Annotated in this window: 12 protein-coding genes and 1 riboswitch; of the genes, 7 read left to right on the top strand and 5 right to left on the bottom strand. The window is 64.4% G+C overall.

The window, feature by feature from the left end; genetic code table 11:
- The first annotated feature begins 26 nt into the window (after window positions 1-26).
- Window positions 27-147, top strand: a riboswitch (TPP riboswitch).
- A gap of 44 nt (window positions 148-191) precedes the next feature.
- From thiB to GGR00_RS19140, 4 genes are all read left to right on the top strand, one after another.
- On the top strand, window positions 192-1,196 hold the full coding sequence (gene thiB, locus GGR00_RS19155; RefSeq protein WP_184700407.1) for a thiamine ABC transporter substrate binding subunit: 1,005 nt from the start codon (window positions 192-194) through the stop codon (window positions 1,194-1,196).
- 246 nt (window positions 1,197-1,442) lie between these two features.
- Window positions 1,443-3,056 (top strand): thiamine/thiamine pyrophosphate ABC transporter permease, encoded by a 1,614-nt coding sequence (gene thiP, locus GGR00_RS19150; protein ID WP_184700405.1) that lies wholly within the window; start codon window positions 1,443-1,445, stop codon window positions 3,054-3,056.
- Window positions 3,053-3,772, top strand: a complete 720-nt coding sequence (gene thiQ, locus GGR00_RS19145) for a thiamine ABC transporter ATP-binding protein (protein ID WP_184700404.1) — start codon at window positions 3,053-3,055, stop codon at window positions 3,770-3,772. The genes thiP and thiQ overlap by 4 nt, the downstream gene beginning before the upstream one ends.
- Before the next feature lie 230 nt (window positions 3,773-4,002).
- Complete coding sequence (locus tag GGR00_RS19140) at window positions 4,003-5,442, top strand: M48 family metalloprotease (protein ID WP_343065594.1); 1,440 nt, start codon at window positions 4,003-4,005, stop codon at window positions 5,440-5,442.
- A gap of 31 nt (window positions 5,443-5,473) precedes the next feature.
- On the opposite strand, the gene GGR00_RS19135 is transcribed toward GGR00_RS19140, so the two are convergent.
- Window positions 5,474-6,343, bottom strand: coding sequence for an RNA polymerase factor sigma-32 (locus GGR00_RS19135; protein WP_055974634.1), 870 nt, complete (start codon window positions 6,341-6,343; stop codon window positions 5,474-5,476).
- Between the two features lie 250 nt (window positions 6,344-6,593).
- Between GGR00_RS19135 and GGR00_RS19130 the strand changes: the two genes are divergently transcribed.
- The 3 genes from GGR00_RS19130 to GGR00_RS19120 all read left to right on the top strand — a co-directional run bounded on the left by GGR00_RS19130 (window position 6,594) and on the right by GGR00_RS19120 (window position 8,950).
- On the top strand, window positions 6,594-7,367 hold the full coding sequence (locus GGR00_RS19130) for an amino acid ABC transporter substrate-binding protein (RefSeq protein ID WP_184700403.1): 774 nt from the start codon (window positions 6,594-6,596) through the stop codon (window positions 7,365-7,367).
- 132 nt (window positions 7,368-7,499) lie between these two features.
- Window positions 7,500-8,180 carry an amino acid ABC transporter permease gene (locus GGR00_RS19125; protein ID WP_055974639.1) on the top strand — a complete coding sequence of 227 codons (681 nt, stop codon included), beginning with the start codon at window positions 7,500-7,502 and terminating at the stop codon, window positions 8,178-8,180.
- Window positions 8,177-8,950, top strand: a complete 774-nt coding sequence (locus tag GGR00_RS19120) for an amino acid ABC transporter ATP-binding protein (RefSeq protein WP_055974642.1) — start codon at window positions 8,177-8,179, stop codon at window positions 8,948-8,950. The genes GGR00_RS19125 and GGR00_RS19120 overlap by 4 nt, the downstream gene beginning before the upstream one ends.
- Before the next feature lie 74 nt (window positions 8,951-9,024).
- On the opposite strand, the gene GGR00_RS19115 is transcribed toward GGR00_RS19120, so the two are convergent.
- From GGR00_RS19115 to GGR00_RS19100, 4 genes are all read right to left on the bottom strand, one after another.
- Entirely contained in the window at window positions 9,025-9,609 is a 585-nt protein-coding gene (locus GGR00_RS19115) for a CarD family transcriptional regulator (protein ID WP_055974645.1), read from the bottom strand.
- A 355-nt stretch (window positions 9,610-9,964) separates the two neighbouring features.
- Entirely contained in the window at window positions 9,965-10,303 is a 339-nt protein-coding gene (fdxA, locus tag GGR00_RS19110) for a ferredoxin FdxA (protein WP_055974648.1), read from the bottom strand.
- Window positions 10,304-10,450: 147 nt separating this feature from the next.
- Entirely contained in the window at window positions 10,451-10,834 is a 384-nt protein-coding gene (locus tag GGR00_RS19105) for an RNA-binding S4 domain-containing protein (protein ID WP_055974651.1), read from the bottom strand.
- 5 nt (window positions 10,835-10,839) lie between these two features.
- Entirely contained in the window at window positions 10,840-14,088 is a 3,249-nt protein-coding gene (locus tag GGR00_RS19100) for a helicase-related protein (protein ID WP_184700402.1), read from the bottom strand.
- Window positions 14,089-14,532 lie beyond the last annotated feature (444 nt).

Raw genomic sequence — 14,532 nt, 5'->3', positions numbered from 1 at the left:
GCCTGTCGCACGGCCTTATTTGTGGAACCGCTCTAACGGGGTGCCTGTCGCGCGCAAGCGGGCCGGCTGAGAGGCATGGAGAGATCCGGCCAACCCGCTGAACCTGATCCGGTTTGTACCGGCGGAGGGATTAGATGCTTCGGACGCCCGGCGCTTCAAATTCCCTTTCAACACCAATGAAGGAGGCGCCGATGCGCTCGCCCGTTCTGTCCCTGACTTCCGCCCTGGCGTTCGCCGCCATCGCCTTTCCGGCGACCGCCGAGGGCAAGCTCACCGTCTACACCTATGAGAGCTTTACCGCCGGGTGGGGCCCCGGCCCCCAGGTCAAGAAGGCCTTCGAGGCCGAATGCGCCTGTACCGTCGATTTCGTCTCGGTCGCCGACGGCGTGGCCCTGCTCAACCGCGTCAAGCTCGAAGGTGCATCTACCAAGGCCGACATCGTGCTCGGCCTCGACACCAATTTGACCGCCGAGGCCAAGGCGACCGGCCTGTTTGCGCCGCACGGCGCCGCGGGAGAGAACGTCAAGGTTCCCGGCGATTGGTCCGACGACACTTTCGTGCCTTACGATTACAGCTATTTCGCCGTCGTCTATGACACCGACAAGCTGAAGACCCCGCCGAAAAGCCTGAAGGAACTGGTCGAGGGCGACCCCGAGCAGAAGATCGCCATCCAGGATCCGCGCACTTCGACGCCCGGCCTCGGCCTGCTGTTGTGGGTCAAGTCGGTCTATGGCGACAAGGCGCCGGAAGCCTGGGCCAAGCTCAAGGGTCGCGTGCTGACCGTGACGCCGGGATGGAGTGAGGCCTACGGCCTGTTCACCAAGGGCGAGGCGCCGATGGTGCTGTCCTACACCACCTCGCCGGCCTACCACATGGTGGCGGAGAGCACCGAGCGCTACCAGGCCGCGACCTTCGAGGAAGGCCACTATTTGCAGATCGAGGTCGCCGGCATCACCACCACGGGTGCCAAGAACCCGCTGTCGGAGAAGTTCATGGCCTTCATGACCGGCCCCGGCTTCCAGGATGTCATCCCCGAAACCAACTGGATGCTGCCGGCCGGCAAGACCGACAAGCCGCTCAACCCGGCCTTCGACAAGCTCGTGAAGCCGGCCAAGACGCTGCTCTTCAGCGCCGACGAAGTCGCCGCCAACCGCAAGGCCTGGGTCGACGAATGGCTCGGCGTGATGAGCAAGTAGGCACTGTCGACTTGTGATGGATCTGCTTGAATACCCCCCTCCGGCCTGCCGGCCATCTCCCCCGCAAGGGGGGAGATTGGCTGTGGCACGGCCATCGCCAATCCAAGAAGTTGTCGGTGGTGGATGGGCGTCCAAGCTGCCGATCTCCCCCCTTGCGGGGGAGATGGCCGGCAGGCCAGAGGGGGGTGCGAAAGATTGCTACCCCGATCGACCTCACGATCTACGTCCTGCAGCGTTCGGCACATCATGCCACTAGCTCGCGACCCCCGCATTGCCGCCGGCGTCATCGCGCTGGCGGCGATCGGCATCCTGGTCGGCGGCGCCTTCGTCGGGCTCGGCATCGAGGCCTGGCGCAATCCTGAAGGCGCCCTTGCCGCCATCGATCCCTACCTTCTGCGGGTCGCGCGCTTCACGCTGTGGCAGGCGATGTTGTCGACCTTGCTGTCGGTTGCGCCTGCGATCCTCGTCGCGCGTGCCCTGTCCCGGCATCCTGAGTTTCCCGGCCGCGGTCTGATCCTGCGCCTGTTTGCCGTGCCGCTGGCGTTGCCGGCGATCGTCGCGGCCCTCGGCATCCTGTCGCTCTACGGCCGTGCCGGCTATTTCGCCGAACCGCTGACGGCGCTGACCGGCGGCACATGGCCCGGCATCTATGGCCTGTCGGGCATTCTGGTCGCCCACGTCTTCTTCAACCTGCCGCTGGCGACACGCCTGATGCTCGAGGCCCTGCAGACGGTGCCAGCCGACCAGTGGCGCCTGGCGAGCCAGCTCGGCATGGGCGCGCGGTCAAGCTTCCGCCTGATCGAATGGCCTGCGCTGCGCGCAGCCCTGCCCGGCATCGCCGGGCTGGTGTTCATGCTGTGCATCACTTCCTTCACCATCGTCCTGACACTCGGCGGCGGACCGGCTGCAACCACGCTGGAAGTGGCGATCTACCAGGCGCTGCGCTTCGATTTCGACCCTGCCCGGGCAGTTGCACTCACCGTGTTGCAGATCGCGCTGACAGCAATCGTCGTCCTGGCCCTGATGCGGCTCGGCGCCAACACGACCGGCGACGCCAACCTGCCGGTGGCACGGCGCAACTTCATTCAGGCGAAAGCCGGCGAGGCGACCTTCAATGCAGCGGCTATCCTCCTGGCTCTCGCCTTCGTCGGCGGGCCGATGCTGGCGACCGTTGCCGCCGGGCTCAAGGCTGATCTCGGCCGGCTGGCCGGAGAGACTTCCGTCCAGCGCGCGACGCTGACCAGCATCATCCTGGCGACACTGTCGGCGACGCTTGCGGCGATACTGGCCCTGGCGTTGGTAACGGCACGCCGGGCGCTGGCCACAGTCCGCAACAGCCGGAAGAAGACGATCCTCGAACGCTTCACCGACACCGGCGCCGGCTTCGTGCTGGTGGTGCCGCCGATCGTCATCGGCGCCGGCTGGTTCGTGTTGGTGCGGCAGTCGGTCGACGTCTTCGCGCTGGCCCCCTTCATGGTGGTGGCGGTCAATGCAGTGATGGCGATGCCGTTTGCCGTCCGCGCCATTCGCCCCGCCCATGATGCGGCGAGCGAACGCCACGAGCGGCTTTGCGCCCAGCTTGGCATATCCGGCTGGAACCGGCTGCGGCTGATCGACTGGCCGGTGCTCCGGCGTCCGCTGGCCACCGCGTTCGCCTTTGCCATGGCGCTGTCGCTCGGCGACCTCGGTGTCATCGCCCTTTTCGGCAGCGACGCCGTGCAGACGCTGCCCTATCTTCTGCTCGCCCGCATGGGCAGCTATCGCACCGACGACGCGGCCGGCCTGGCACTGATGCTCGGACTGTTGTGCCTGGCCTTGATGATGCTGGCCGACCGCCTCGGCAAGGAGACACCCAGATGACCAGTGCGGCCGTGCACCTCGACCAGCTGGTGTTCAGCTATGCCGACACCATGGTGCGCTTCGACGTGACGTTCGCGCCCGGCGAGATCACTGCCATCATGGGGCCGAGCGGCGCCGGCAAGTCGACATTGCTCAACCTCGTCGCCGGCTTCGAGACACCACGCGAGGGCCAGGTGCTGATCGGCGACATGGATGTGACGTCGGCGCCACCAGCCGACAGGCCTGTGTCGATGGTGTTCCAGGAGAACAACCTCTTCGCCCACCTCGACATCGCCAGCAATGTCGGGCTCGGGCGCTCGCCTGCCTTGCGCCTCAGCGCGACGGACAAGCAGGATGTGGCAACGGCCCTGGCGCGCGTCGGGCTGGCGGGCATGGAGCATCGCCTGCCCCGCGAACTGTCGGGTGGCGAACGCCAGCGCGTCGCCCTGGCACGGGTTCTTGTGCGCGACCGCCCGATTCTCCTGCTGGATGAACCCTTTGCCTCGCTTGGACCAGCCTTGCGCGACGACATGCTGGAGCTTTTGGCCAGCGTCCAAGCAGAACGCGGCATGACCGTGCTTTTCGTGACACACCAACCCGAAGATGCGCGAAAACTCGCTGAAAACATGGTTTTCGTCGAAGGTGGAAGGGTCGCGGCGGCAGGAAAGACTGCGGATTTCTTTAAGAGTTCTGGACCTGAAGCCTTCAGACACTATATCGGCAATGAACGGCAGTGACACGTTCACGCCGCGTTGCCCGGAAGCGGACATAATTTACAGCCAAATCGCCATATTCGCGGCGGCGGCCTTATTGTGTCGGCAAGGCGAGTGTGGCTACGTCCACACGATGCGGGCCGGCATCTGCTTCGCCCGCATTTGTTGAATTTGAAAGGACGCGAGCTCTGCCCATCTGCCGCGACGGACTGACCGGGACGATAACGCCACGCTGCGCGCGACTTGCAGTCGCCGTGGCGCTGTCGGCGCTTGTCGCCGGTTGCCAGGTGCTCAACTCTTCGGATGTCCGCGAATCCGGTTTCCAGCCGTCCAACAATCCGGTGACGGTCGACAACGTCTCGCGCAACGACAAGCTCGCCGAGATCGCCAAGGCCCAGCACCCGCGCATCCTCGCGACCTATGGCGGCGAATACTCCGACCCCAAGCTGGAGCGTATGGTGGCCAAGGTCGTCGGCAGCCTGACCACGGTGTCGGCCAACCCGAACCAGACCTATCGCATCACCATCCTCAATTCGCCCAACGTCAATGCCTTCGCGCTGCCGGGCGGCTATCTCTACGTGACGCGCGGACTTCTGGCGCTGGCCAACGATTCGGCCGAACTGGCCGCCGTCATCTCGCACGAGATGGGCCACGTCACCGCCAACCATGGCGTCCAGCGCCAGCAGAAGGAAGCCGAGGAAGTGCTGGCGACGAAGGTCGTCACCGACGTGCTCGGCGAAAGCCCGACAGCCAAGGCGGCCCTGATCCGCGGCAAGCTGCGCCTTGCCCAGTTCTCGCGCAACCAGGAGCTCGAGGCCGACGGAATCGGCATCAAGATGAGCGGCCAGTCGGGCTATGATCCCTTCGCCGCGGGCCGCTTCCTGCAGTCGATGGCCGCCTATAGCGACCTGCGCGCGGTCAGCGGCGCCACCGACGCCAGCCTCGACTTCCTCGCCAGCCATCCCAACGCGCCGCAGCGCATCGACCTTGCCCAGCGCCACGCCCGCCAGTTCGGCGCGCCCGGCATCGGCAAGCGCGACCGCGATTCCTTCCTCGCCGGCATCGACGGGCTTCTGTTCGGCGACACACCCGACGAAGGCTACGTCCGCGGCACCACCTTCCTACATCCCAAGCTCGGCATCTCGTTCTCGGTGCCGCAGGGCTTCATCATCGACAACACAGCCGCCGCAGTGACCGCGACGGGTCCGGGCAACATGGCCATCCGCTTCGACGGCGTAACCATCGACGGCAAGCTGTCGCTGCCCGACTACGTCAAGAGCGGCTGGGTTGCCGGGCTAGATCCGGCAAGCGTCCGCTCGGAGACGATCAACGGCAACGAGGCAGCCTTTGCCCGCGCAAGCGCCGAAGGCTGGCAATTCGACATCATGGTGATCCGCGCCGGCGCACAGGTCTACCGCCTGCTGACGGCCGCACCGACAGCCAGCTCCAACCTCGATACGGTCGCCCGCTCGGTGAGCTCCAGCTTCCACGTCATGACCGCGGCGGAAAAGGCTTCGCTCAAACCGCTGCGCATCCGCGTCGTCACCGTGCAAGCAGGCCAGAACATGGGTTCGCTCGCCGCCAGCATGGTTGGCGTCGACCGCAAGCTCGATCTGTTCAGGGTGCTGAACGCCCTTGCCCCCGGTGCCACCGTTTCGGCCGGCGACAAGGTCAAGATCGTCACCGACCGGTAGTCGCCCGGGGCAATTCCAAAGAAGAAAAGCTCTAGGCGGCCAGAAACGCCGAGTTCTGACGCACCAAGGCCGACTTCAGCTTTTCCATGGCGCGGGTTTCGATCTGCCGGACCCGCTCCTTGGAGATGCCGAGCGACGTGCCCAGCTCTTCCAGCGTGGCGCCCTCCTCGCTCAGCCGGCGCTCCTCGATGATCTGAAGTTCGCGCGCGTTGAGCACCCCGAGCGCATCGTGCAGCCAGCCAGAGCGCCGTTCGATGTCAATCGCATCGCCGACGAGTTCATCCGGCAACGGATCGTCGGAGACCAAAAGATCCATGCGCTCGCCGCCATCGCCATCGTCGCTCAGCGGCGCGTTGAGCGACGTGTCGGGCACCGAAAGGCGCATGTCCATCATCGCCACGTCCGCCTCCGACACGCCGAGCGCGAGGGAGATTTCCTGGTATGCCGAACTGTTGCCGAGCGGGCCGCCGCCCTGCGCAAGACGGGCGCGCATGCGGCGCAGGTTGAAGAAAAGCGATTTCTGGGCCGAACTCGTGCCGCCCCTGACGATTGACCAGTTGCGCAGGATGTAGTCCTGCATCGATGCGCGAATCCACCAGCTGGCATAGGTCGAAAAGCGCACTTCACGCAGCGGATCGAAGCGCGCGGCAGCCTCGAGCAGCCCGACATGACCTTCCTGGATGAGATCGCCCATCGGCAGCCCATAGCGCCGGAATTTGACCGCCATGGCGATGACGAGACGCATGTGGGCGGTGGTGATGCGGTTCAACGCATCCTGGTCGTGCTGCTCTTTCCAGCGGATCGCCAGTTCCAGCTCTTCGCCGCGCTCCAGGTATGGTGCGCGCGACGCCGCCCTCAGCATCATCTGCTCGCCGGCAAGGCCTGCCCGATCCATATACATGCTTCGCCCCTTGTTCGTGAGCAAGCCGGGCGCACCGTGAATGCGGATGCTGCCCCGCAAGGTCATTAACGCAAGATGCCGGACAATGTTCCGCGACGACCCGGCTTGAGGCAGGCGTGTAGATTCAGATTCCGAGATTGATCGATAATTGAAATTTCATTCCTTATCTTGAGCGCCGGCATCTGCGAGATTGGACCCAATCACAACTTCGCCGGCCATCGTCGCCGGCCCAAGATCGGGATCGCATGAAATGAACTGGTTGAAATCGCTGGCCGTTGTCGCAACGCTCCAGATCGCAGCCGTGGGCGCTGGCCACGCCGGCGAGAACCTCAATGAGATCAAAGCTGCCGGCGTGTTCAAGATCGGCACCGAAGGCACCTATGCGCCTTTCACCTATCACGACGCCTCGGGCGCCCTGGTCGGCTTCGACGTCGAGATCGGCAAGGAGATCGCCAAGCGCCTCGGCGTCAAGGCCGAATTCCTCGAAGGCAAGTGGGACGGTCTGATCGCCGGCATCGACGCCAAGCGTTATGACGCCGTCATCAACCAGGTCGGCATCACCGAGGCGCGCAAGGCCAAGTACGACTTCTCCGAACCCTACATCGCCTCCAAGGCCGTGCTCATCGTCAGCGGCAAGAACGAGGACATCAAGGGTTTCGCCGACCTCAAGGGCAAGAAGTCGGCCCAGTCGCTGACCAGCAATTTCGGCAAGATCGCCGAGGCCAATGGCGCCGAACTCGTCGGCACCGATGGCTTCGACCAGTCGATCCAGCTGGTGCTGAACGGCCGCGCCGACGCCACCATCAATGACAGCCTGTCGTTCTACGACTTCAAGAAGAACAAGCCCGACGCCGACGTGAAGATCGTCGCCGAGGAAGAAAAGGCCGACTTCTCCGGCGTCATCGTGCGCAAGGGCGAGCCGGAACTGGTCGAAGCGATCAACAAGGCACTGGCCGAGATCAAGGCCGATGGCACCTACAAGAAGATCTCCGAAACCTACTTCGGCGCCGACGTCTCCCAGTAACCGCATCGCCCATCGGCTGCGCTGACCCGCGGTCGATGGGCATGATTTTTCCACCTCTCATTTTTCCCATGAACTTGCCCGGAAAATCTGCGATTTTCCGGGCTCGTTTGTTGTGGGGAGGGAGCGTTCATCTTGCCACACTGGCTGCAACTGATGCTGGACTCGCTCGGCCCCCTGTTGTGGGCCGCACTCATTTTCACCGCGCCGCTGACGCTTCTCTCCTTCGCCTTTGGCCTGGCGGTTGGCCTCGGCGCCGCCCTTGCCCGCCTGTTCGGGCCGGCCTGGCTGTCGGCGATCGTGCGCTTCTACGTCTGGATCATCCGCGGCACGCCGCTGCTGGTGCAATTGTTCCTGATCTTCTACGGCCTGCCCAGCGTCGGCATCGTGCTCGACGCCTTTCCGGCGGCACTGATCGGCTTCACGCTCAATGTCGGCGCCTATTCCTCCGAGATCATCCGCGCTGCCATCAGCTCGGTCGCCAAGGGGCAATGGGAGGCCGCCTATTCGATCGGCATGACCTGGAGCCAGGCAATGCGCCGGACGATCCTGCCGCAGGCCGCGCGCGTGGCGGTGCCGCCGCTGTCCAATACCTTCATCTCGCTGGTCAAGGACACCTCGCTGGCCGCTGCCATCACCGTGCCGGAGATGTTCCAGGCGGCGCAACGCATCGTCGCCACCACCTATGAGCCGCTGATCCTCTATGTCGAGGCCGCGATACTCTATCTCGCCATGAGCTCGGTTCTGTCCTCGCTTCAGGTCCGGCTCGAAAAGCGGCTCAACAGATATGGCGGCTTCCTGGAGGCGCGGACATGATCGGGCTGTCGCACATCGTCAAGCAATTCGGCGACAACACCGTTATCAAGGACGTCTCGGTCGACATCCAGGAAGGCAGCGTCACCGCGCTCGTCGGCCCCTCGGGCGGCGGCAAGAGCACGCTCTTGCGCTGCATCAATCTGCTGGAGGTCCCGACCTCGGGTACGGTGCGTGTCGGCGACGACGCCATCGAATTCAAGCCCGACGTCAAGGTTCCGACACGGGCCATCCAGCAGTTGCGGCGCCAGACCGGCATGGTGTTCCAGAACTTCCAGCTGTTCCCGCATCGCACGGCGATCGAAAACGTCATGGAAGGGCTGGTGACCGTGCTGAAATGGCCGGAGGCCAAGGCCCGCGAACGTGCCCTCGCCTTGCTCGAGAAGGTCGGCATGGCGCACAAGGTCGATGCCTGGCCCGCAACGCTGTCCGGCGGCCAGCAGCAGCGCGTGGCAATAGCACGCGCGTTGGCGCCGTCACCAAAGGTGCTGCTGTGCGACGAGCCGACCTCGGCACTAGATCCGGAACTCGCCCAGGAGGTGGTCGACGTGCTTGGCCAGCTGGCGCGCGAAGGCACGACCATGGTGATTGCGACACACGACCTGCGCCTGGCCTCGAAGATCGCCCACGAGGTGGTGTTCCTCGAGGCCGGAACGGTGGTCGAGAAGGGCCCTGCGAGCGAAGTGTTCGGCAATCCGACGCACCAGCGCACCAAGCGCTTCATCGCGACGATCACGCATCAGCACGAGCACGGCAAAGGCGGCGAAGGCTGACGTGACTTCACCCGCCTGAAACAAAAAACCCGGCCAGTGGCCGGGTTTTTCGTAGTTCTCGAAGGCATGCCAGATCAGGCTGCTTCTTCCTGCTCGGCGTCGGCTTCCTCGTTGTCGGCCTTGGCGCCGCGCTTCGGACCCTTGTTGAGGTTGGCCTCGATCAGGCGAACGGCTTCGGTTTCCGACAGGCGGTTGACGGCTGCCAGTTCGCGCGCCATGCGGTCGAGCGCTGCTTCATAGAGCTGGCGCTCGGAATAGGACTGCTCCGGCTGATTGTCGGCACGGTAGAGATCGCGCACGACTTCCGAGATCGAGATCAGGTCGCCCGAATTGATCTTCGCATCGTATTCCTGGGCGCGGCGCGACCACATAGTGCGCTTGACGCGGGCACGGCCCTGCACGACCTTCAGGGCACGCTCGACATAGTCGGTCTCGGAGAGCTTGCGCATGCCGATCGAGGTCGCCTTGGCGACCGGCACCTTCAGGCGCATCTTGTCCTTCTGGAAATCGATCACGAACAGCTCAAGCTTGTGTCCCGCCACTTCCTGCTCGTCGATGGAGACGATCTGGCCGACGCCATGCGCCGGGTAGACAATGTACTCGCCGGTCTTGAAACCGTGACGCGCTGCGGATTTCTTCTGCGGGATGGAAGTTGCCATACGCCCTGAACTCCTTCTTGTAACACCGGCCCGCCGAGGCCGGCTGAACGAGGATGGTCGGCAAACGCGACCTTGTGCCGCACGACAATCGATCCCCAACCGGGAGAGCTTGAACCGGTAAACCGCTAAAGCAGCGGCCTCCGGCCCAGATTACTCTGGTCCGAATTGGGGCTGTCACCTTTCAGTGATTTAGGCTTCGCGCCATAGATCGACGTTGTGTCATCGGCATGTTGATCTAGCTCTAACACAAAAAGTCGGAAGAATCAAGGTTTTGCTGCATGCGCGAAGAGCGCACGGCGTCAAGTGCAGCCGGCGACGCGCAAAGCCACGATGCAGTGAGCTGGTATGGCAGCTTTCAGTTGCCTTCGCCGGGCGCCTCGGAGAAGTATTGCTCGAACTTGCCTTCAACGCCGTCGAATTCCTTGGCTTCGGGCAGCTCGTCTTTCTTGACGGTCAGGTTCGGCCACTTGCTGGCGTATTCGGTGTTGATCTTCAGCCATTTGTCGAGCCCCGGCTCGGTGTCGGGCTTGATCGCATCCGCCGGGCACTCGGGCTCGCAGACGCCGCAGTCGATACATTCGTCGGGATGGATGACGAGCATGTTCTCGCCTTCATAGAAACAGTCGACCGGACACACCTCGACGCAGTCGGTGTACTTGCACTTGATGCAATTGTCGGTGACGACGTAGGTCATGAGGCAGGCTCCGGGACTTCCCGTATTTCATATCTTTCGGTGAGGTATCCCCTTTAAAGGGGTCTTGCAAGGGCGGCTATTCCGCGCGGGCGGCGCTTGGCGGAACGTAATTCTCAATGTGAGGGCGGAGCCTTCCGCGGCTTTGCGTCACTCGCTGCGCAGCCGGTCGGTGGCCCGCCTTTCCTTCTTGGTCGGGCGTCCGCTTCCGGCCTCGCGCACTGGCGGCAGGGCATCGGGCGGCGCCTGGTCCTTCGGTGTCGGAACGGGCGACAGGTCCTCGTAGAGCTTGCGAGCCTCTTCAGCCGGCCCGCGCCGCTCGCCAGGAAGCAGAATCTTGTAGACCAGGATGCGACGGTCGAGCGTGATGGTCAGCACGTCGCCCGACTTGACGATGTCCGAAGCCTGGCCGAGCTTCTGGCCGTTGTTCCTAACACCGCCACCCTGCACCAGCTTGGCTGCAAGCGAACGCGATTTGACCGCGCGCGAGAAGAACAGCCACTTGTCGATGCGCTGTCTTCCCTCGCCGGCCAAAGGAGCTACTTCTTGAGCTGGTCGCGCAGCGCGGCGAGCTTGGCAAAGGGCGAATCGGGATCGATGCGCACCGGACGCTCTTCGCGTGGCTTTTGCTGGAACGCCGGCTTGCCCTTGAAGCCATTGCGGTCGCCCCCATGCTTCTCGCCCTGCGGGCGCTCACCGCGGCCACGATTCTCGTGGCGCTCGCCCTGCGGCTTGCCGCCGGGCTTGCGATCGAAGCGCGGACGACCGCCATCGCGGCCTTCGCCACCTTCGCGTCCACGGTTGCCCTCGCCCTGACGGCCCGCCGGAGCGCCGGCTGCGCGCGGTTCGCGCTGCCCGCCACGCGGACGGTTGTCCTGGCGATGGCGCGGACGCTGCTCGAAGCGGCCCTGGCGCCACAGCAGGATGGGCTTGGGCTCTTCCGCGGGTTCGGATGCTTCCCCGGCAGCGACCTCGGCCGGTGCCTCGGCAGCGACTGGGGCTTCGACCGGCGCGTCTGCAACCACCGGGGCGTCGGCAGTGGCCGCCTCGGGCTCGGCTGCCGCATCGGCTTCCGCCGCTGGCTCAGCCACCACTTCGGCAACGGACTCGGCAACGTCCTCGACCTGTTCGGCAATGGCTTCCGGTGCCTGTCCGGCATCCGAAGCCTGCACGGCATCGGCGGCGGCTTCGGCAAAGGCTTCCGTCGAAACCTCGGTGGCTTCGCCGCTGTCGGTTGCTGCCGCCACTGCGGCCTTGGCGGCCATCGCCTGCGCTGCAGCTTCGCGCGCGGCGGTGTCGATCGTTTCGAGCTTTTCCTTGACCTCGACAGCCGGCTTGGGTTCGGCGCGATAACCGAGGCCCTTGAGGATTTCTTCCATGTCGTCGCCGGTGGCGCCGAGGATTGACATCATCTGCGGCGTGACGATGAACGCGCTGCCGTCATAGGCGCCCTCAGGCCGGGCGCCGGTGCCCTGCTTCCAGGCAAGCGCCGGGCGGATGAGGTCGGCGAGACGCTCGAGGATGTCGACACGCACGGCGCGGCGGCCGAGGTTGCGGAAGCCGGCAAGCTTGTAGAACGTCTTGTCGAAGGCCTGGTCGATGACCACCGAGGTGCGGCCAGCAGCCAGCGCATGGACGACATCGCCGAAGCCCGGCTTGTCCTTGCCGTCGTTCTTGAGCGCCCACAGCAGCGTCACCAGACCGGCGGGCGCGGGCTTGATCAGTGCCGGGACAAAGACGTGATAGGCGCCGAAGCGCGCACCAAGACGGCGAAGCGCGGCGCGGCCTTCCTGGTCGAGCGACTTCACGTCTTCGGCGATGTCGCGGCGATTGATCAGGCCGAAATTCTCGACCAGCTGGAAGGCGATGCCACGGCCGATGCCGGACAGCTGCTCCGCAGCCTTGAGATCGACCAGCGGCTTGAGCAGGGACTCGACCTGGAAATTGACGAAGCGCTCGGCGCGCGCGGCGACCTTGTCGCGGGACGGGCCGGTCAGCTGTTCGTCGGCCAACAGCACGACGCGCGGCTTCAGCGCATCCTCGCCTTCGACCAGCGTGCCGATGGGCGCGCCGATCCAGCGCAGCACGCCGTCCGAGCCAAGCGCGATGTCACCATTGGGCGACGTCGCGAAACGTTCGGCGCGTGTGTCGAATTCGGTTGCAAGCGCCTTCTGCGCTGCCGTGCGCACGGCCTTGGCGTCTTCTCCGCCCGCGCTCTGGTCGGCGGTGAAACGGAACCCTTGCAGTTCGCCGACATGGTGGCCCTCGACGAGGACGGTTCCGGACGGGCTGATTTCGGCTTCAAGCATAGTGTTTTCTCTAAGGCGGCGCATGAGGACGGAAGTCCTGCGGTCTACAAAGCGTTTCGTCAACCGCTCATGCAGTGCATCCGACAATCTGTCTTCGATGTCGCGCGTTTTTTCTTGCCAGTGTGCCGGATCGGCAAGCCAGCCAGGGCGGTTTGAGACGAATGTCCAGGTCCGGATCTGTGCGATCCGATGTGAAAGCGTGTCGATGTCGCCCTCGGTGGAATCGGCACGGCGCACCTGTTCGGCCATGTAGGTCTCGTCGACATGGCCGCGCCGGGCGAGATCGTCATACATCGAAGCGATCAGGTCGGCATGCTGGGCCGGTGCGATCCTGCGGTAGTCGGGCAGCGCGCAGGTTTCCCACAACAGGGCGACACGCTCGCGGTTGGTTGCGAGCGACCGGATGTTTTCATCGCGCGACAGATGGTCGAGCGCCTGGGCGTCGACAGCCGGCAACGCACGCGTCAGGCCCTCGACCGGCGCCACGGTGTCGATCGAGCGCTTGAGCGTATCGAGGCTGGCGAAATCGAAACTTGCCGTGCGCCACTGCAGCACCTTGACCGGCTCGAAGTCATGACCCTCGATCTTTTCGATCAGTTCGTCCTCGAACGGATCGACCTGGCCGGTGACGCCGAAGGTGCCGTCGCGCAAATGGCGCCCGGCGCGACCGGCGATCTGGCCGAGCTCGGCGGCGGTGAGCTGCCGATACTGGTAGCCGTCGAACTTGCGGTTCTGGGCAAAGGCGACGTGGTCGACATCGAGATTGAGGCCCATGCCGATGGCATCGGTGGCGATCAGGTAGTCGACGTCGCCGTTCTGGTAGAGCTCGACCTGGGCATTACGGGTGCGCGGGCTGAGCGCGCCGAGCACCACCGCTGCACCACCCTGCTGCCGGCGGATGAGCTCGGCGATGCCGTAAACCTCGTCGGCGGAGAAGGCGACGATGGCCGAGCGCCGCGGCAGCCGCGTCAGCTTCTTGGAACCGGCATAGGCGAGATGCGACAGCCGTGGCCGGGTGACCACCGACACACCCTTCAACAGCTTCTGCAGGATGCCGTGCATGGTGGCGGCACCGAGCAGCAGCGTTTCCTGCTTGCCGCGCAGATGCAGGATGCGGTCCGTGAAGATGTGGCCGCGCTCGAGGTCGCCGGCAAGCTGGACCTCGTCGATGGCGACGAAGGCGGCATCCGTCTGGCGCGGCATGGCCTCGACGGTGCAGACCGAATACCTGGCGCCGGCAGGCAGGATCTTCTCTTCGCCGGTGACCAGCGCCACCTTGTGGGCGCCGACCTTCTCGCAGAGCCGGCCATAGACCTCGCGGGCGAGCAGCCTTAGCGGCAGGCCGATGATGCCGCTTTCATGCGCGACCATGCGCTCGATGGCGAGATGGGTCTTGCCGGTATTGGTTGGCCCCAGAACCGCCGTGACATCGCGGCCTGACAGGATCAGCGGGTCGTTCTGCCTGGAGTGAACATTCATACTGGAACTGCCCTCGGCGCCGGGACAGCCCGGCGTTGCGCCGCCTGTCGCGACGAGTGGACACATAGGGATTTGCAAGCCGAAGCGAAAGCGGAATGTTCCAGATTTAAGAGTTGGAACGAGTCTGGAACGAATCAGCGACGAATCACTGACTCCAGCTGATTCAGGTTTTGTTCACCCCAACATATTGATGCCGGCCCTGCAAGCCGCACCACATGCAGAATCTCTAAAGTGGCCCGTTTCCTGCTTTCGCCACCCCTCCGTTAACCTTTGCCGGCCAAGCGAAGATAGCTGCGCGTCAACCGAGTGCAAAATAATGAATTTGTTGACGTTTCCTACCGGCGGATTAACGGCCGGAGCTGCCGGAAACGGCATTTCGTTAAGATTTGAACCAAATGCGGAACGAACAGGCGACGAATCACTGTCCGGGCAGATTTCCCGGTT

The organism is Aminobacter aganoensis, assembly GCF_014206975.1.
In the GTDB taxonomy this organism is placed as follows: domain Bacteria; phylum Pseudomonadota; class Alphaproteobacteria; order Rhizobiales; family Rhizobiaceae; genus Aminobacter; species Aminobacter aganoensis.
The sequence above is the reverse complement of the archived record's forward strand: the minus strand, read 5'-3'. Positions and strand labels throughout refer to the sequence as shown.